The 16,542-nt window shown below is 52.2% G+C and carries 22 protein-coding genes; 1 reads left to right on the top strand and 21 read right to left on the bottom strand.

Annotated features, from left to right (window positions below; all coding sequences use genetic code 11):
* Positions 1 to 31: 31 nt before the first annotated feature.
* From ACTL32_RS07820 to ACTL32_RS07765, 12 genes are all read right to left on the bottom strand, one after another.
* Positions 32 to 2,290 carry a DNA internalization-related competence protein ComEC/Rec2 gene (locus ACTL32_RS07820; protein WP_441340923.1) on the bottom strand — a complete coding sequence of 753 codons (2,259 nt, stop codon included), beginning with the start codon at positions 2,288 to 2,290 and terminating at the stop codon, positions 32 to 34.
* A gap of 14 nt (positions 2,291 to 2,304) precedes the next feature.
* Positions 2,305 to 2,877: a ComE operon protein 2 gene (locus ACTL32_RS07815; RefSeq protein ID WP_204890420.1), complete on the bottom strand. Its 573-nt coding sequence runs from the start codon at positions 2,875 to 2,877 to the stop codon at positions 2,305 to 2,307.
* Between the two features lie 84 nt (positions 2,878 to 2,961).
* Entirely contained in the window at positions 2,962 to 3,510 is a 549-nt protein-coding gene (locus ACTL32_RS07810; protein WP_441340922.1) for a helix-hairpin-helix domain-containing protein, read from the bottom strand.
* A 244-nt stretch (positions 3,511 to 3,754) separates the two neighbouring features.
* Entirely contained in the window at positions 3,755 to 4,477 is a 723-nt protein-coding gene (locus ACTL32_RS07805; RefSeq protein WP_441340921.1) for a class I SAM-dependent DNA methyltransferase, read from the bottom strand.
* Positions 4,474 to 4,812 (bottom strand): ribosome silencing factor, encoded by a 339-nt coding sequence (gene rsfS, locus ACTL32_RS07800; RefSeq protein ID WP_204890418.1) that lies wholly within the window; start codon positions 4,810 to 4,812, stop codon positions 4,474 to 4,476. Before rsfS ends, ACTL32_RS07805 begins: the two co-directional genes overlap by 4 nt.
* On the bottom strand, positions 4,809 to 5,384 hold the full coding sequence (yqeK, locus tag ACTL32_RS07795; RefSeq protein WP_441340920.1) for a bis(5'-nucleosyl)-tetraphosphatase (symmetrical) YqeK: 576 nt from the start codon (positions 5,382 to 5,384) through the stop codon (positions 4,809 to 4,811). The genes rsfS and yqeK overlap by 4 nt, the downstream gene beginning before the upstream one ends.
* Positions 5,338 to 5,940, bottom strand: a complete 603-nt coding sequence (locus tag ACTL32_RS07790; protein WP_441340919.1) for a nicotinate-nucleotide adenylyltransferase — start codon at positions 5,938 to 5,940, stop codon at positions 5,338 to 5,340. The genes yqeK and ACTL32_RS07790 overlap by 47 nt, the downstream gene beginning before the upstream one ends.
* The gene (gene yhbY / locus ACTL32_RS07785) at positions 5,937 to 6,236 is read right to left on the bottom strand and encodes a ribosome assembly RNA-binding protein YhbY (RefSeq protein WP_441340918.1); all 300 of its coding nucleotides are present in this window, start codon (positions 6,234 to 6,236) and stop codon (positions 5,937 to 5,939) included. Before yhbY ends, ACTL32_RS07790 begins: the two co-directional genes overlap by 4 nt.
* Positions 6,223 to 7,050, bottom strand: a complete 828-nt coding sequence (gene aroE / locus ACTL32_RS07780) for a shikimate dehydrogenase (RefSeq protein ID WP_441340917.1) — start codon at positions 7,048 to 7,050, stop codon at positions 6,223 to 6,225. Before aroE ends, yhbY begins: the two co-directional genes overlap by 14 nt.
* Positions 7,051 to 7,060: 10 nt before the next feature.
* Positions 7,061 to 8,164 (bottom strand): ribosome biogenesis GTPase YqeH, encoded by a 1,104-nt coding sequence (gene yqeH / locus ACTL32_RS07775; protein WP_204890413.1) that lies wholly within the window; start codon positions 8,162 to 8,164, stop codon positions 7,061 to 7,063.
* Positions 8,161 to 8,682: a YqeG family HAD IIIA-type phosphatase gene (locus ACTL32_RS07770; RefSeq protein ID WP_441340916.1), complete on the bottom strand. Its 522-nt coding sequence runs from the start codon at positions 8,680 to 8,682 to the stop codon at positions 8,161 to 8,163. The genes yqeH and ACTL32_RS07770 overlap by 4 nt, the downstream gene beginning before the upstream one ends.
* Positions 8,683 to 8,722: 40 nt before the next feature.
* Positions 8,723 to 9,496, bottom strand: coding sequence for a phosphatidylserine decarboxylase (locus ACTL32_RS07765; protein ID WP_441340915.1), 774 nt, complete (start codon positions 9,494 to 9,496; stop codon positions 8,723 to 8,725).
* A 93-nt stretch (positions 9,497 to 9,589) separates the two neighbouring features.
* Between ACTL32_RS07765 and pssA the strand changes: the two genes are divergently transcribed.
* Complete coding sequence (pssA, locus tag ACTL32_RS07760; RefSeq protein ID WP_441341198.1) at positions 9,590 to 10,129, top strand: CDP-diacylglycerol--serine O-phosphatidyltransferase; 540 nt, start codon at positions 9,590 to 9,592, stop codon at positions 10,127 to 10,129.
* A 40-nt stretch (positions 10,130 to 10,169) separates the two neighbouring features.
* Here the strand turns inward: pssA and mtnN are convergent, their stop codons facing one another.
* The 9 genes from mtnN to ACTL32_RS07715 all read right to left on the bottom strand — a co-directional run bounded on the left by mtnN (position 10,170) and on the right by ACTL32_RS07715 (position 16,484).
* Positions 10,170 to 10,871, bottom strand: a complete 702-nt coding sequence (gene mtnN, locus ACTL32_RS07755) for a 5'-methylthioadenosine/S-adenosylhomocysteine nucleosidase (protein ID WP_441340914.1) — start codon at positions 10,869 to 10,871, stop codon at positions 10,170 to 10,172.
* Positions 10,872 to 11,340: 469 nt separating this feature from the next.
* On the bottom strand, positions 11,341 to 12,036 hold the full coding sequence (locus ACTL32_RS07750) for a YrrS family protein (protein ID WP_441340913.1): 696 nt from the start codon (positions 12,034 to 12,036) through the stop codon (positions 11,341 to 11,343).
* Positions 12,037 to 12,169: 133 nt separating this feature from the next.
* On the bottom strand, positions 12,170 to 12,646 hold the full coding sequence (gene greA, locus ACTL32_RS07745; RefSeq protein ID WP_204890408.1) for a transcription elongation factor GreA: 477 nt from the start codon (positions 12,644 to 12,646) through the stop codon (positions 12,170 to 12,172).
* Positions 12,647 to 12,725: 79 nt separating this feature from the next.
* On the bottom strand, positions 12,726 to 13,349 hold the full coding sequence (gene udk, locus ACTL32_RS07740) for a uridine kinase (protein WP_441340912.1): 624 nt from the start codon (positions 13,347 to 13,349) through the stop codon (positions 12,726 to 12,728).
* Positions 13,350 to 13,374: 25 nt separating this feature from the next.
* Positions 13,375 to 13,992 (bottom strand): O-methyltransferase, encoded by a 618-nt coding sequence (locus ACTL32_RS07735; protein ID WP_441340911.1) that lies wholly within the window; start codon positions 13,990 to 13,992, stop codon positions 13,375 to 13,377.
* Positions 13,993 to 14,253: 261 nt separating this feature from the next.
* Positions 14,254 to 15,378, bottom strand: coding sequence for an endolytic transglycosylase MltG (gene mltG / locus ACTL32_RS07730; protein ID WP_441340910.1), 1,125 nt, complete (start codon positions 15,376 to 15,378; stop codon positions 14,254 to 14,256).
* Between the two features lie 98 nt (positions 15,379 to 15,476).
* On the bottom strand, positions 15,477 to 15,785 hold the full coding sequence (locus ACTL32_RS07725; protein WP_204890404.1) for a DUF1292 domain-containing protein: 309 nt from the start codon (positions 15,783 to 15,785) through the stop codon (positions 15,477 to 15,479).
* Positions 15,786 to 15,795: 10 nt separating this feature from the next.
* Positions 15,796 to 16,215, bottom strand: coding sequence for a Holliday junction resolvase RuvX (gene ruvX / locus ACTL32_RS07720; protein ID WP_204890403.1), 420 nt, complete (start codon positions 16,213 to 16,215; stop codon positions 15,796 to 15,798).
* Positions 16,215 to 16,484 carry an IreB family regulatory phosphoprotein gene (locus ACTL32_RS07715; RefSeq protein ID WP_204890402.1) on the bottom strand — a complete coding sequence of 90 codons (270 nt, stop codon included), beginning with the start codon at positions 16,482 to 16,484 and terminating at the stop codon, positions 16,215 to 16,217. The genes ruvX and ACTL32_RS07715 overlap by 1 nt, the downstream gene beginning before the upstream one ends.
* Positions 16,485 to 16,542: the final 58 nt, after the last annotated feature.

The following is a 16,542-nucleotide window of genomic DNA, read 5'->3' as shown; positions in this document are numbered from 1 at the left end:
AAAGATTAAACCTAAAAATGAAACTGTCCGGTCAGCGCATCGGCGAGATTTCCGCCCAGCCGCTTTCCACTTGTATCTCGATTGTCCCGTTTTCAGCTGTATTCATCGTCGTAAGTCCCAGTTTCTGAAACCGCTCCACAACTTCCGGTGCGGGGTGGCCATAGCGGTTGTCTTTCCCCGTTGAAAAAATTGACAGGGCCGGAGCGGCCACTGCCAAGAATTCCTTCGTGCTCGACGTCTTGCTGCCGTGGTGGGCGACTTTCAGGATGTCGAGGCCCGCGATTCTTGCGCCGCTTGAAGACAGAAGCTCCCGTTCGCCGCCGGCTTCCAGGTCGCCGGTTAACAGCAGCTTGAATTCCCCGCTTTCCAGCAGCAGGACGAGCGAGTCGTCATTGCCGCCGTATTTGAGGTCCCCGGGCGACAGGTAAGTGAAACGGACGCCTGCCTCTTGCCAAGACGCACCACGAAGCGGCCCTTCAACCGCCGCTTCTCCCGCAAAAGGGGCAAGCTCCTGCATAATACCCTCTTTTTCCGATCCGGGCGAAAGATGAAGTTTTTCGATTTCGAGAAGCTTGAACAATTCATCCGCACCTTCCACATGGTCAGCATCGGCATGGCTTAAGACCAGGAGGTCCACTTTTGAAATTCCGGATCCTTTCAAATAAGGCACCACGACTTGCCGCCCCACTTCATATGGGCGGTCGGTTTCCAGAAAACTCTCTGTCTGAAACCGCAGCACACCACCTGTGTCGATGACATAAACACCCCGCCGGTAAGGCAATTCGATAACGGCGCTATCCCCTTGCCCGACATCCAGGAATGCCACTTTCAGCGCCGGATCCAGATAAGGCGCCGCTGTAAACGCCGTTGCCGGGACCAGTATGAATGCCAGTTGCCGCCAGCGGAATCCCTTTTCCGCCAAACTGTAGAAAATGATAAGGCATGCAAAAAAAAGCAGGACCAGCCAAAGCGGCGGTTTTCCCGGATTCCACATCTGATGCGGGACTGCTGCCAGTACCTCCATGAAATCACCGACCCATCCCCTAACCGGCACATAGAGGGCGAACAGCCCTTCTGCAGCCGAGAGGTGGATCAGCGTCAAACCGAGCAGCACCAGGTTCACGGGCAGGATCACCGCCGTATAGAGCGGCACAAACAAGCTGTTCACGAAAAAAGCGGACAGCGACACTTCGTAAAAATGATAGAGCAGCAAGGGAAACAGCGTTAGTTGGGAGATGCAGGTGAGCAGCAGTCCCTGGACAATGGATGATTCAGCCCCGCCCAGGAATTTCGCTGAATAGATGATGGCGAAAGTTGCGCCATACGACAATTGGAAGCCGATATTGTACATCATATAAGGATCCCACAGGATGAATAAAATAAATGTTGAAAGCAGCACATCCGCAATCGCCACGTTGATCTTTATCAACCTGCCGAAAAGCACTATGCAGACCATCGCCACCGAGCGCAATACGGACGGTGCGGCGCCTGCCAGCACCGCGTAAAGCGGCAAGGCGAAGAGAAGCAGGACGAGTGCCGCTTCTTTCCGGACATGCAGGCGGACCAGCAGGAAATACAAAAGGCCCGAAAGAATCGCGACATGGAGCCCTGAGATGGCGAACAGATGCGTGATGCCGAGCGTCTGGTAGACCTGCCGCTCCTCCGGACCCATATTCCCCTGCTCGCCGATCAAAAGCGCTTCGGCTTCTGTGGCAAGGCTTTCCGGGAATGTTCCGCGGATATGGCGCTGCACCTTTTTCCGCTGGACGGCAAGCCGCGCGCCGATGGTATCAAGAGGCTCCATGCGCTCGAGCTTCCGGATTTCCAATATGGCGGACGCCTCGTTGTTTTTCAAATAGCGCGCCATATCGAATGAGAACCGGTGGGCAGCAGGCGGCGGCGGTTCGAATTGCCCCGCCGCGAAAAGGACGACACCCGGCATTGCTTCCTCAACCTTCTTCTTCTCCTCGGCCGAAGCGAATCGGTAGCGCACATAGGCGATCCGTCCGCCGTCCAGTTCCGCAAATCCCCGCATGCTGCCGCCGTCGATCGTGTAGCCGCCCTGAAACGCAAGTTTCCCGTTATAGGAAGCCGGCAATGCCGCGGCTTCTTCGGAGCGCAAATCCTGCACGACGAAAACCAGGACCGCGAATGCGCCAATCCGGATACATCGTCTGAGAGGTTCCTTTTTCCAACCCATCCAGCAAAAAAGCAGCGCTATGAACCCGAGAACCATCGGTGTTTCATGCGCTGCCAAACTGGCAATGGCAGCAGCTGCCGCCATGTACATCAATCCGTTTCCGTTTACACTTCGATTTCTCCGAATAATTCGCTCACCCGTTCAGTGTAATGGGCAATTTCTTCTTCGGTGCCGCCTTTTTCGCGCAGCTTTTCGAGCAATTCCATGTACAGGACCGATTTTTCGGCACTGAGGAAATCGATTTTCCGTTCGTCGAACATCACCTGGACCACTTCCACGCCGGCTTGTTCGAACAATTCAATGGCGTAGGAATGGTTTTTGTAATCCGCCGCATAATACAGGCGACCGATGCCCGCCTGGATGATCGATTTCGAGCACTGCAGGCACGGGAAATGGCTGACATACATGTCAGCCCCATTGACGCTGACGCCGTATTTGGCGCATTGCAGCAAGGCGTTCATTTCGGCATGGATAGTCCGGACGCAATGGTTGTCGACCACATAGCAGCCTTTGTCGATGCAATGGTCGCCGCCTGAAATGGAGCCGTTATAGCCCCCGGCCATGATGCGCCGGTCCCGGACGATGGTCGCTCCGACCGCCAGCCGTGTACATGTGCTTCTGAGTGCCAGCAAATGGCTTTGCGCCATGAAAAATTGATCCCAAGTTATTCGCTTCATCGTGAATGCCTCCTGCTTCTTTGTTTAAAATAAGTGTAGCAGAGGGGGGATTTTCGTCAACCGGCCGTTCGGCTCATCTGCCGTTCATTTGGCCGTGATGCCGTCTTTCAATTGCTCGAATGTCTTATCGCCGATGCCGGTGACATTGGTCAGGTCTTCGATTTTTGCAAACTTGCCGTTCTCGGTCCGGTACGCGATGATGGCTGCCGCCTTGGAAGGGCCGATGCCTGGAAGTTCCATCAATTGGGCTTCTGTCGCTGAATTCAGGTCGACCAGCGCCTCGCCGGATGGCGCAGCCGCTTGCGGCGGCAGGACCGCTTCTTCGCCTGTTTTCGGCACATACAGCACCATTTCATCTGCTACTTTCATCGCCAGATTGATCGCGCGAGAATCGGCTTCCGGCAAAAATCCGCCGGCCGCGGCGATGGCTTCCTGCGCACGCGCGCCGTTCGGCAATTCATAGACGCCGGGTTTGGCAACGTGGCCTTTGATGTCGACCATGACGTTTTCAGGGAGTTCTTCTTTTTGGGTGGGGGTTTCCGTCTGCTGAGAGGAATCAGCCTGGATCAGTTCTAAAGATGTGCCCGGAACGGTGTCCGGTTCTTCACGGGGAATGAAAAAATAGATTGCCAATGCGATCGCTGCCGCGGCCGGAATCACCAGCCAGCCGGCTTTGTCGCGAAGTTCGGATAGTTTCAGCCGTCATCCCTCATTTCTTCAGGAGGCAATCCGATAAAGCTGTCTGAATTGTATACGAACTCCCGGAATTTGTCCATACCTGATGGAGGGGTGCAGACGCCTTTTTTCCTTTGCTTTTTGCAAAACAAAAAACCCGCACAGAATCGCAATTCCATACAGGTTTGAATAGTATCCGGTTTTATTTTACAGCGTGGAAAAAGATCCGTTCACTTTCTGCTCCGGGCTCTTCAGCGGTGAAATCCGCTGTTACCGAACCAATCGTGAAGCCGGCATCCTTCAGCCACTGGACATACGTCTCCAGCGGATAGGTGCGCTGTTCATGGGTTTCTTCAAACCGCTCGAACCGCTCGCCTTGCCGCATGAAAAACGTGATGTCGTGGACCACGCTGTGCGGATGGTCGCCGGGCTCGGTGTGCCAGATATAAGCCACATCCTCCCCGTCCATGACGAACGGGCTGTCCATGTAGATCACATCCATCTTGAAGACGGAATGGACATCAAAGAAAAAATGCCCGCCTTCATTGAGGGCCGCGTAAACTTGGCGGAACGTCTCCTGGACTTGATCTTCCGTTTCCAGGTAGTTGAGCGAATCGATGGCGATTGTTACCGCATCGAATCCCTCCAGCCCTTCCAGATTGTCCATCGACAATTGCAGAACCGGAATATCCAGCCCTGCTTCCTGGAAGCGCTGATTCGCCACGGTCAGCATGTCTTCCGACAGATCGCTGGCCGTGACGTCAAAGCCCACTTCGCTGAACAGCTGCGAAAGGGTTCCGGTGCCGCATGCCAGGTCCAGGAGCTTCCCGGACCTGATATGGCCGCCGACCCATTCGACATAGCTTTCATACGGAATGTCAGCCATCAGTTCATCGTAAACCGAGGCGAATTTCCCGTATTTCATATTTCCATCGTCGGCGCTTCTCTCCACAGCCGCTCGAGGTTGTAATAAGACCGCTCGTCTTTATGGAAAACGTGGACAACCACATCGCCCAAATCGACAAGGATCCAGCGGGCTGCGTCAAAGCCTTCGACGCTTTTCACTTCGTTGCCCGCTTCGTTCGACTGCTCGATCACTTCGCGCGCAATCGCCTGCACTTGGCGGTCCGAGTTCCCCGTACAGATGATGAAGTAATCCGCCAATAGCGAGATTCCCTCCATGTTCAATACGACGATATCCTCGGCCTTTTTATCTTCAGCAGCGTTATACGCCATTTGCAATAATGTTTGTTTAGTCATTCGTTCACTTTCCCTTTCTGTTTTGTGAAGTCATTCAAGCACTTCAGTGAATCCGGATAAACCGGTTGATTTTTGGAAACCAGGAATTCAATCGTATGTTTGATGCTGGCTTCCATCATAACATCCAATCCCTGTTCTTTTAATTGTCGCAATTCATCGACTCCTGCAAACTTGCGGTTAGGTTCGACAAGATCGGCGATATAGATGATCTTCTCGAGGTCCGACATGCCGGCACGGCCCGTCGTATGGTAGCGGATGGCATTCAGGATATCTTCGTCCTGCACGCCGAATTCATAGCTGGCCACATAAGCCCCGACCGGCGCATGCCAGAGTTCGGCATGGTAATCGAGAAGCAGCGGATCCATGTTTTCTTTGATGATGATCGACTTCATCCAGTCCCGGTCCGCAAACTTGGCGACGTCGTGAAGGATTGCCGCCACTTGCGCCTTGGGTTCCGGCACGCCGAAGCGCCTTGCAAGCTCCGTTGCGGTGGCCATGACCCCGATGACATGGATATAGCGTTTCTCAGGAAGGCGTTTCTTCACTCTCTGAAGCATCGTGCTTTGGTCCATACAACTGCTCCTTTCGAATAAAAGCTTCGACTTTCTTCGGCACTAAAAATGAAATCGTCCGTCCGGCAGCCACCCGTTCCCGCAGCATCGTCGATGACAGCAGGATTTCCGGCGAATCGATCATCAGCACCGGATATGGCGTTTCGTTCTTGAATCCGGGGCGGCTGATGCCGACAAACCGCACCAGCTCCGCCAATTCATCGATCCGGTGCCAAGTCGGCAAGCCTTCGACGCTGTCGCCTCCGATGATGAAATAGAACTCGGTCTCCGGCTCCCGCTCGATCAGCTTGACCATCGTATCGTACGTAAACGACACGCCGCCCTGGCGGATCTCGAAATCCTCCAGCCGGAAGATCGGATAGCCTGCGATGGCCAGCCGGGTCATTTCCAGCCGCTGCTCCGCGCCTGCCCCGTCCACTTCTTTGTGCGGAGCGATGAAGTTCGGCATAAAGCGGACTTCATCCAAGCCGACGGAATGAAAAGCTTCATTCGCCATGATGAGATGGCCGAGATGAGGAGGATTGAATGTCCCACCCAAAATCCCGACTTTCCTCATCCTTTTCTCGGCAGCTCGATGCGTTTATTGTTGACGGACTGTTTGTAGAGGATCACGGTGTGCCCGATCAACTGCACCAATTCCGCAGCTGTTCCTTCAGCCAATTGGCTTGCGACGTCATTTTTGTCGTCTTCGTTGTTTTGGAGGATGCTGATTTTCACCAGTTCACGCGCTTCAAGCGCTTCCTCGATCTGGCGCAGCATCGTGCCGCTGACGCCGCCTTTCCCGACTTGGAAAATCGGATCTAAATGATGCGCTTCGCTGCGCAAAAAACGCTTTTGTTTACCTGTTAACATAATTGCCTCCTAATTTTTCCGTGATGATTCCAATCATTTTGTCGGTATCCGGCTCCACGCCCGTCCATTTTTCAAAGGCGATCGCACCTTGGTAGACGAACATGCCGACTCCGTTCAGAGCCGTGCAGCCTTTTTCTTTCGCCGCTTTCAAAAACGGCGTCTCGAGCGGATTGTAGATGATGTCCGCTGCAAGTGAACCGGCTGCCGCAAGTTCCATAGACAGCGGCAGCCCTTCATCTTTCGCCAGGCCGACTGAGGTCGTCTGGATGAGTATATTGTATTGCCCTAAAGCAAGTTCTGCTTCTTTCAAGGTCACGGCCGTACATCCTGCCGCGTGCGCCAATTCCTCGGCGCGGCGGTAGGTCCGGTTCGTGACAGAGACATCGGAAAAGCCGGCACGCTTCAAGGCAAACACGATGCCCCTAGCTGCCCCGCCTGCTCCGATGACGAGTATTTTCGGGTTTTCCGGCAGCGGATTAGCGGCCAGCGAGCGAACAAAGCCGTCGCCGTCCGTATTCCAACCGACCGATTTTCCGCCTCTAAACGTCACTGTATTCACTGCATTCATCTTGACCGCTGTTTCATCCAGCCGGTCGAGAAACGGAATGATCGAACTCTTATGCGGCAGCGTGACATTCAGCCCGCAGATCCCAAGCGTCTTCATCGCTTGGAATGCCTTTTCGAGCTTGGCAGGTTCAGCATGGATCGGGATATAGGTGGCGTCGATGCCGTGCTCCTTGAACCATAAATCGTGCATGAACGGCGACATGGAGTGGGCAATCGGGTCGCCGACAACGGCATACCATTTCTTCATGTGAATCCCCCTAGATCAGTGATGGGCGCAGCAGCACTTCGACTCCCTTTGGAGCATGGGCTGCCACTATGACGTTCGGGTGCTGCACCGTGATCCAGCCAAGGCCCGAAAAGACGATGTCGGTTTTGGCGTCCTTGACACGGAATTCATGTCGGACAAGCTCCGGAAAGTCGTCCTTGAATTCCGCTGACGGCGGAGCAAGCATGCCGCCAAGATGCTGTTCATAGAGGGCATCGGCGTTTTCCAGCTTGGTCCGGTGGATCGGCAGATCATTCGCCACATGGACAGTGAACGAAGAACGGTCGCCTTTGATGAAATCGAAACGGGCAAGCCCCGCAATATAAAGCGTCTGTTCGGCATTCAACTGGAACACACGCGGTTTGATCTCTTTTTTCGGCATGATCATCTTCAAGTCCTGCGTATGGAGATGATGCGCCAATTGATGATGGTTGATGATCCCCGGCGTATCGAAAAGCGATTTCTCGTCATCGAGCGGGATTTCGATCATATCAAGCGTCGTACCCGGGAAATGGGACGTCGTGATGATATCCGACTGGCCGGTCGCCTGTTTAATGATGCGGTTGATGAACGTCGACTTCCCGACATTCGTGCTGCCGACGACAAAGACGTCTTCGCCTTTGCGGTAATGGTCGATCGCTTCCATCGCTTCCTGGATGCCTGTGCCTTTATGGGCGCTGACAGTCAATACGTCAACCGGCTTCAAGCCCAGTTTCTTCGCTTCCTGCTTCATCCAATTGATGAGCTTCTGCTGCTTCACGGATTTCGGCAGCAAATCGGATTTATTGGCAATCAACAAGATGTCGTTGCCGCCGACAAAACGGTGGAGGCCCGGAAGCCAGCTGCCGTTGAAATCGAAAATATCGACGATTTTCACGATCAGCCCTTTGCGTTCGCCTAGGGCGTTCAGGATTTTCAGGAAATCATCATCCGTCAACGATACCGGCTGCAATTCGTTGTAGTTTTTCAGCCGGAAGCAGCGCTGGCAGATGATCTCTTCTTTATTCAATGAAGATGCAGGGGCATAGCCCAGCTCTCCAGGCCGTTCTGTCTGGATGGGTGCTCCGCATCCGATGCACGTAGGTGTTTCGTTCAATTTTCTTCCTCCCACATAATTTGTCCTTTTTCTTTCAAGCGTTTCATGATTCGGCGCTCCACCAGTCGGTTGAAGCGCGTGAAGAATCCGTCAGACTGGGCAACCGGCAGCACTAAGATCGTGTGCAATTTGTTCAAGTTGCCGCCAAAGATATCCGTCAGCATCTGGTCGCCGATGACGACGACCTTTTCGCGCGGGGCATTCAATAGTTTCAGCGCTTTGCGGAATGCGCGGCCCATCGGCTTTCTCGCCTGGTAAATGAACGGGATGCCGAGCGGGTCTGCGAATGATTTCACGCGCAGCTCGTTATTATTGGACACGATAACCACTTGAATCCCTGCGTCCTTCATCGACTTCAGCCAGTCGATCAGCATCGGCGTCGCATCCGGCCGGTCCCATTCCACCAATGTATTGTCGAGGTCGGTGATAATCCCTTGGATCCCTCTTTTCAGAAGCGATTCGGGCGTGATGTCGAACACTTTTTTCACATATTGGCTTGGCACAAATTTATGGTACATAGTCAACAACTCCTGTTTTATCCGGACTTAATTCATCTGATTATAACATACGAGCCAGGGCTTCTCCCACCTTGACCCGTTTTCCGTTCTGGACATTTTCCGTGAATTCGATTTCGCCTTCCTTGAAAAACAGGACGACGGTCGAACCGAAGCTGAAATAAGCCACTTCTTCGCCTTTATTCCATTCGGCGCCCGTTTTTGTCAGCTCAATGGAATTGACGAACATGGCACCCACTTTGACGACCAACATCGGGCCGAATTCTGTCTCCAGTTCGGTGATCAGCCGGTAATTGCCGCTGATCGGCGCTTTCCCGTAGGACAGGCCTGACTGGTTGACCGGATAGGATTTCTTCCCGAGCACATATTGCTTGCGAAGCGTCCCGTCGGCCGGGCTATGGATGCGGTGGTAATCCGCAGGCGACAAATAAAGGACGATGTAGTCGCCATTTTGGTAAACGCGCGCCAATTCGTCGCTGCCAAGCAGGTCGCCGAGGGAATATTGCTGGCCCTTGACCAGAAACGAGATGCCCTCATGGAGTTTTCCGGTGATTTCAATCTTTCCGTCCACCGGGGACACAACCGGTTCTTCAGCGACCGGACGGCTTTCCGATTTCAGCCGCCGGATAAAAAAGTCATGCAGTGTGCCGAACGAGCCAAGCGGCTGCCCGACGTCTGCAGTATCAATTTGATAGGTTCGAATATAACTTGGAATCACCCAGCGGCTCAAGCGAGACTGCGCAAATTGCCGGATCATGCCTGAAGTGAGCGGTCCATTTGTCAGTTCGATCGAGCGCTGGTAAATCTTTTTCTTCACACAGACACCTCCGTCGCTTAAAATAGTCTACCATTTTTTGGCCAAAGGCAGTATAATGAACTGAATAACTTTATGAAAAAGGAGTGTTTTCCACTGCTACTCATAGACCGTATGGACCATACAATCAAAAAAATGAGATCCCAGACTGCAAACATGATCACAATTGGAAATCTGGCTTTTGGCGGCGCATCGTTGATGGCGGCCATCGGCGGTTATTATAGCTTCAGTGTCCTCTTTATCTTCATCGCAGCATTTCTTGACCGCTTCGACGGCATGGTCGCCCGCAAGTTCAATCAGGAATCCGAGCTCGGCAAACAGCTTGACTCGATGGCCGATATCATATCGTTCGGCGTCGCCCCTGCCATCTTGATGTATGAATTGGTGCTGGTAGATTTCGGCATCGCCGGCATGGCCTTCACTGTCATCTACATCGCAAGCGGCGCGTTCCGTTTGGCGCGCTTCAATATCTCGGAATCCAGCGGCTATTTCACCGGCCTGCCAATCACCGCTGCCGGAACCGTCGTGACGCTGTCCTATTTCGGCTTGTCCGTGTTCCCGCCGGTCCTTTACATGTTCCTGTTCGTCCTGTGCTCACTCATGATGATCAGCACATTCACACTCAGAAAAGTTTAAAAGCTGGAGGCGATTTCCGCCACCAGCTTTTTTTGTCGTCTTATTTGACGCTGAGGCGCTCAACGACATTGAGGACGATCTCGGTTGAATGCTTTGCAGCGACCGGAAGGAATTCATCAAACGAAATGTCCGACTCCTTGCCGGCGATATCCGAAAGGGCACGGATGACAACGAACGGCACGCCGAATTGGTGGCACACCTGCGCGACTGCCGCCGCTTCCATCTCCGCCGCCTTCATGTCCGGGAAATGGCCGCGTACTGTCTCGACGCGGACCGGATCGTTCATGAATGAATCGCCCGTTGCAATCAGACCGACTGCATAAGCGTGCTCCCCGACTTCTTCCACCGCTTTTTCAGCCAATTCCATCAGCGCGGCATCCGAACGGAACGCTGCCGGCATCTGCGGCACCTGCCCCATTTCATATCCGAATACCGTTACATCCACATCGTGGTGGCGGACTTCATCGGAAATGACAATGGCACCGACTTCCAGGTTCTGATCGAAGCCGCCGGCCGAACCGGTGTTGATGACGACATCCGGCTGGTATTTCTGAAGCAGCAGCGTCGTCGACATAGCTGCGTTCACTTTCCCGATGCCGCTTTTCAGCAAAACGACTTCCTGTCCTTTATAAGTGCCAGACGTGAATTCGCAATTCGCGATTTCCTCTGTTGTAACATTCTCCAAACTGCCGCGCAACAATTCCACTTCTTCTTCCATTGCACCAATAACTCCGATTTTCATCTTTTCAACTTCCTTCCGGATAATAGTATTATGTAAATTAAGTTTATTCCTTGTTCTTTAGGTGCTTCGGCGCTTTGGGCATGGCTTTCGCTATGAGCCGAGAAAACCGCTCGTCTCATAGCTTCGCCCAGCCCGTTAGCGCGCCGGCGCTGGTATAGTTCTTTGAAAGCTGATAACTTCACCTAGTTCGGAGTACTATCCAAGATACGAAGCAAAACAGCGGAGAAAACCGTACTGCTCCTGCAGCACTGCGTGCTTCGTCGCAAAGACTTGCCCTCGCAGGCTTCGGGTAAGTCTTGCCTGCGGGAAAGCGAGACGGCTGAGACCCCGCAGGGAGCGTAGCGACTAAGGAGGCTTAGACGCGAGCCCGCGGCAAGCGCAGCTGTTTTGCGGAATATCGATTGCTGAAATTATTTATAGAAGATATAAAACTAACTCATCTTAACTAGCCGTAAAAAAAGACGCCCCTTTAATAGGCGCCTTTCAGCGTTTTCAAGACATCCATTTTGACCGGTGCCCAGCCTTTTCCGTCAATCCATTCCAAATGGACGCGGTATTTCTGGGATTCATCCTTGGATTGCACAACGCCGATCGATTTCTGTGGACCGCCGCCGTTTTTTACCATCATGATGTACATATTGTCTTCCGACAATCCGGTTGCATATGAAATCGCTTTGATTTTTTCATTCCAATCGGGTGACCCTTTTTGGTAGACCGAAACGTGTTCGCCTTTTTGGGTGGTCCCGACCGGCTCCCAGCTTGTGTTAATGACGGTCTCTTCCACGATCGGATCGCTTGAATCTTCACGGGTAATCGTTCCGCCGACCGTCACAGTGCCTTCTTCTGTTTCTTCAGCAGACTCTTCTTCTTTATCCGCCGGAGCTTCTTCGTTTTTGTCAGCTTCTTCGGTTTCATCTGCACCGTCTTCAGCCGGAGCTTCTTCGCCGCCTTCCGGTTCTTCAGCAGGCAGCTGCTCTTCCGACTCTGAGGCGATTTTCACGGATTCCGGCTCCTGGACGCTTTCTTCACCGCGGTCCAGGAAAATGAAACCTGCCGTGATCAAGATCAGCGTGAACACCAAGCCGATCATCATATTAAGAACGGAGTTGGAACGGTTCTTCTTATTCTTCAAGCGAGAAGGATATCTTTTTTCTTCATTTGCCATTCTTTCGCCCTCCTCTTCTAATTATTTAGGTCCAATGAACATAACAACTTTGACGTATTTTAGATAGGAATGTTTCAAAAGAACGCAAGTTTTTTTGAAAAACGGCCATTCAGACTCTGAATGGCCGACCTTATTAATTGATTGAAACGATTTTGATTTCCATTTCGCCGCCTGGCGTCAACACTTTGACAATTTCGCCGACTGTACGGCCGATCATGCTTTTCGCGATAGGGGAATCGTTGGAAATGCGGCCTTCAAGCGGATCCGCTTCAGCCGATCCGACGATTGTGTATGCTTCTTCGTCGCCGTCCGGAACTTCAACGAAAGTCACGGTCGTGCCCAAACGGACGATGTCTTTATTCAATTCGTTTTCATTTATAATAACTGCATTGCGAATCATCGATTCCAATGTTGAGATGCGTCCTTCTACAAAAGCCTGGTCCTCTTTCGCCGAATCGTATTCAGCGTTCTCGGAAAGGTCTCCGAAATCGCGTGCGATTTTGATGCGTTCAACCACTTCTTTGCGTTTGATCGTTTTCAGGAAGTCCAGTTCATCCTCCAACTTCTGCTTTCCTGCAGCTGTCATCGGAAATTGTTTTTCGTTAGCCATTTTTCCCCACTCCTTCAACTGCTGACTCTAGATGCCCAGCATCCGTCAGTCTCGTATCATCATATTATAAACTGTCAATCTATTCAAGAATTGTTTTAATTTTTGTAACCATCAAATCAATTGCCACTTCGTTCTGTCCGCCTTCGGGAATGATGACGTCCGCATAACGTTTCGTCGGCTCGATGAATTGGTTGTGCATCGGACGGACAACGGACAAGTACTGTTCGATGACAGAGTCGATCGTCCGTCCGCGTTCGTTGATGTCGCGCAGCAGCCGGCGGATGATCCGCAGATCCGCGTCGGTGTCGACGAACAACTTGATGTCCATTAATTCGCGCAAGCGCTGGTCCTCAAGCACCAGGATGCCTTCGAGGATAATGACGTCCTTCGGTTCAATGTGGATCGTCTCATCCGCACGCGTGTGCACCGCATAATTATAGACCGGCTTTTCGATCGCTTCGCGCTGCAATAGCTTGTTGACATGGCCGATCAAAAGGTCGGTGTCGAACGCCAGCGGATGGTCATAGTTCGTCTCCAGCCGTTCTTCAAATGCCAGATGGCTTTGGTCTTTATAGTAATAGTCCTGTTCGATGACCACTACGGAATGCTCCTTGAATACTTCATAAATGGAATTCGTTACGCTCGTCTTGCCTGAGCCCGAACCTCCTGCTATCCCGATTACGACTGGACGGTTTTTCGACATTATTTCAAGCTCCTTGCAAACTTCATTATTTTTTTTGGCTTTTCTTCCTGCAGACCATGATTCCGTCCCCGACCGGCAAGAGCACCGTCTCATAAGCGGGGTGGTCCAGCATATGTTCCCTGAACGCCTTCAGGTTGCGGATCATCGTCCGTTTTCTGCGGGGGATGTCCGATAGCGGCCCTTCAGCCATGCCGTGCATGTACATATTATCACAGTAGATGATGCCGCCTTCTGCCAGCAGCCCTTCGTACTTTTCGAAAAAGCGCTCATACTGCCCTTTTGCGGCGTCGATGAAAATGGCGTCATAGGCCGGCGCCAATTGGGCCAGGTCGAACTCCAGCGCATCGCCGTGGAAGATGCGGATCCGGTCCGACATGCCGGATGCCCGGACGAACTCCACGGCTTTTTGGAAGCGGCTGTCGTCCCGTTCGATCGTATCGATCCGGCTGTCCGGCAGGCCTTCCGCCATTTTGATGGCCGAAAACCCGATGGCTGCCCCGATTTCAAGGATCCCTTCCGGCTGCTGCTCTTCAAGCAGATGCACCAGCTCGCGGATGCCCTGCTCTTCCATGATCGGCACGTGGTGCTCCTGCGCGTATCTCCGGATCGATCCGAGCGTTTCACGTAATCTTTCTTGGTCCATCGTACAGCTCCTTTTCGCCTTTGCAAAAATTACTCCTATACTAACATAAAACAAGAAGGAATGCGAGGTCGCTTCCTTCTTGTCTAAGTTGAAACTTAAGAAATCATGAATTTTTCAGCTCTCTGTTTATTGTCCAGACTCCAACGGCCAGGTTCTCGGATCATAAGCCGACCTGGCTGCGCGGTAAACCACACACCGCTTCGCCAGTCCGTCTTATGACTGTCGAACCTGAACGGCCGTTTCCGCTTTTCTTAAGACATTTTATTGGCCGATATATTTGTCGCGGTTTTGCAGATGCTCTTCATAGGTGACCGCGAAATGGTTCTTCCCGGTGGAATCCGCCAGGAAATAAACATAATCGGTATCCGCTGGATCGAGCACAGCCTGGATGGAGCTCAGCCCGGCTGAAGCGATCGGCCCCGGCGGCAGGCCTCTGTTTGCATAGGTGCTGTACGGGTGCTCGAATTCATAATCTTTATTGAACAAACGCGCTTTATGCTCGCCTTTCGCATATAGGACGGTTGGGTCGGTCTGAAGCGGCATGTCCATCTCCAAGCGGTTATAGAACACGCTGGCAATCGTCTGCCGGTCGCTTTGCGCCGTCGCCTCTTCCTCGAGTAGCGAAGCGAACGTCAACAGCCAATGCGGCGTCTTGCCCATTTCGTCAAGCACTGCCTGGTACTGCGATACGTTCGACTGCGTCGCGTTGAGCATCTGTTCGATGATCAGGTTCAACGAAGGGTCTTCTTCGTAGAACGGATACGTCGCCGGGAATAAATACCCTTCGAGGGCAAATTTGACATTCTCGCCTTTGATCTCATCCGTCAACAGCGTCGGGTATTTCACCATCAGCTCTTCGATATAGGCTTCATCTTGCACTTTGGCCATGAATTCCTCGGCCGTGAAATCGGTTTTCTTCGCAATGACGTTCGTGCCGATTTCCTCAAGCGTCAGGCCTTCCGGCACCGTGATCGTAAACAACGGCTCGCGGTAGACTTTGCCGGTCTTCAAGGATTGCGTGATTTCGTCAAGCGTCATCGATTTCGTCAAGCCGTACGTCCCGGCCTGGAACTCCGACTCGTTATTGAACTTGACGTAGTATTTATAGACGCGTGCGTCTTCGATCAACCCGTTCTCTTCCAATAGCGCGGCGATCGAATCCAGGTTGGAGCCGATCGGCACTTCCAGGTTGACGACTTCCTCGGATTCCGGATCAACCGGCTTCAAGGCGTCCGTCACGAAATTGTATACCTGAAAGCCGGCGATGCCGACGATAATCAGGAGGACCAGCGCGATGATGGCTACAATGCGGCGCACGACTCTCACTTCTTTCTTCTTTTCTCTCATCCGTTCGTACATGATCTCTTTTTTCGATTGCTTGTCCACGGGTTCCCCCCCTTAACTTAACATTACCAGTATACAGAAATTCCGGCAAAAGAAAAAGGCGGAATCGACAATCAATTCCGCCCCTTTGCGTGATGAACTTAAAGTTCTTCGTTCTCTTCTTCTTCGTCAAGGAACGTGTTCAGCATTTCTTCGATCATGTCCCATTCTTCGTCGGTTTCAACCGGGCGCAATTCGCCGCCGGCGATTTTCCCGTCAACATCCGCGTTTTCCGTGAATGAAGAAGCCTGGATCTCGATTTCGCCTTCGTCATCTTCTTCCGCACCTACCGGGTAGTACAAGACGTAAGACTTGCCGAATTCTTCGCTTTCGAATGTGAACAATACTTCAAATAATTGTTCGTTGCCGTTTTCATCAACGACTGTGATGTGTTCTTGTCCGTGTTCCATCTGCGTCACCTCATATTTTTTTAAAATCAAGATAGCCTTGCAAAATCATGACTGCGGCCATCTTGTCGATCACTTTCTTGCGGTTCTTGCGGCTGACATCCGCGGAAATCAACATCTTCTCCGCAGCCATTGTCGTCAGGCGCTCGTCCCAAAGTACCACCGGTATATCATACGCTTCTTCGAGCAAAGCTGCAAACTTCTGCGATGCTTCCGCTCTCGGGCCGATGGTGTTGTTCATGTTTTTCGGAAAGCCCACGACCGCTTGGGTCACTTCATACTGCTTGATCAATTCGCCGAGGCGCGCCAGGCCGAAATCGTCCTGCGCCTCGTTGATCTTGACCGTCTCGATGCCCTGCGCCGTCCAGCCCAGTGCATCGCTGATGGCGACCCCGATTGTCTTCGAACCGACGTCCAATCCCATAATTCTCATTATTTTTCCTCATTATTCTTTTTGATATAGAATTTCACAAGCTCTTCCAAGATTTCATCCCGCTCGAGTTTGCGGATCAAATTGCGTGCATCCTGATGGCGAGGAATATAAGCCGGATCACCTGATAATAAATATCCGACGATCTGATTAATCGGGTTGTATCCTTTTTCTTCAAGTGCAGTATGAACCTGAAGCATCACTTGCTTCACTTCCTGCTCCATCGATTCATCAGACGGATTGAATTTCATTGTTTGATCAAATGAACTCACGACAAGCACCTCGCTTTCGGATTTAGATAGGAGAATCTCGCTCTCGCTGCCTGATTTA

This window comes from Planococcus sp. FY231025, assembly GCF_052078085.1.
In the GTDB taxonomy this organism is placed as follows: domain Bacteria; phylum Bacillota; class Bacilli; order Bacillales_A; family Planococcaceae; genus Planococcus.
The sequence above is the reverse complement of the archived record's forward strand: the minus strand, read 5'-3'. Positions and strand labels throughout refer to the sequence as shown.

What these genes read in the sequence shown, in the direction of transcription:
- ACTL32_RS07820 (WP_441340923.1), bottom strand. Translation starts at nt 2,290, where the DNA reads ATGTACATGGCGGCAGCTGCTGCCATTGCCAGTTTGGCAGCGCATGAA.
- ACTL32_RS07815 (WP_204890420.1), bottom strand. Translation starts at nt 2,877, where the DNA reads ATGAAGCGAATAACTTGGGATCAATTTTTCATGGCGCAAAGCCATTTG.
- ACTL32_RS07805 (WP_441340921.1), bottom strand. Translation starts at nt 4,477, where the DNA reads ATGAAATACGGGAAATTCGCCTCGGTTTACGATGAACTGATGGCTGAC.
- rsfS (WP_204890418.1), bottom strand. Translation starts at nt 4,812, where the DNA reads ATGACTAAACAAACATTATTGCAAATGGCGTATAACGCTGCTGAAGAT.
- yqeK (WP_441340920.1), bottom strand. Translation starts at nt 5,384, where the DNA reads ATGGACCAAAGCACGATGCTTCAGAGAGTGAAGAAACGCCTTCCTGAG.
- ACTL32_RS07790 (WP_441340919.1), bottom strand. Translation starts at nt 5,940, where the DNA reads ATGAGGAAAGTCGGGATTTTGGGTGGGACATTCAATCCTCCTCATCTC.
- yhbY (WP_441340918.1), bottom strand. Translation starts at nt 6,236, where the DNA reads ATGTTAACAGGTAAACAAAAGCGTTTTTTGCGCAGCGAAGCGCATCAT.
- aroE (WP_441340917.1), bottom strand. Translation starts at nt 7,050, where the DNA reads ATGAAGAAATGGTATGCCGTTGTCGGCGACCCGATTGCCCACTCCATG.
- ACTL32_RS07770 (WP_441340916.1), bottom strand. Translation starts at nt 8,682, where the DNA reads ATGTACCATAAATTTGTGCCAAGCCAATATGTGAAAAAAGTGTTCGAC.
- mtnN (WP_441340914.1), bottom strand. Translation starts at nt 10,871, where the DNA reads ATGAAAATCGGAGTTATTGGTGCAATGGAAGAAGAAGTGGAATTGTTG.
- ACTL32_RS07750 (WP_441340913.1), bottom strand. Translation starts at nt 12,036, where the DNA reads ATGGCAAATGAAGAAAAAAGATATCCTTCTCGCTTGAAGAATAAGAAG.
- greA (WP_204890408.1), bottom strand. Translation starts at nt 12,646, where the DNA reads ATGGCTAACGAAAAACAATTTCCGATGACAGCTGCAGGAAAGCAGAAG.
- udk (WP_441340912.1), bottom strand. Translation starts at nt 13,349, where the DNA reads ATGTCGAAAAACCGTCCAGTCGTAATCGGGATAGCAGGAGGTTCGGGC.
- ACTL32_RS07735 (WP_441340911.1), bottom strand. Translation starts at nt 13,992, where the DNA reads ATGGACCAAGAAAGATTACGTGAAACGCTCGGATCGATCCGGAGATAC.
- ACTL32_RS07725 (WP_204890404.1), bottom strand. Translation starts at nt 15,785, where the DNA reads ATGGAACACGGACAAGAACACATCACAGTCGTTGATGAAAACGGCAAC.
- ruvX (WP_204890403.1), bottom strand. Translation starts at nt 16,215, where the DNA reads ATGAGAATTATGGGATTGGACGTCGGTTCGAAGACAATCGGGGTCGCC.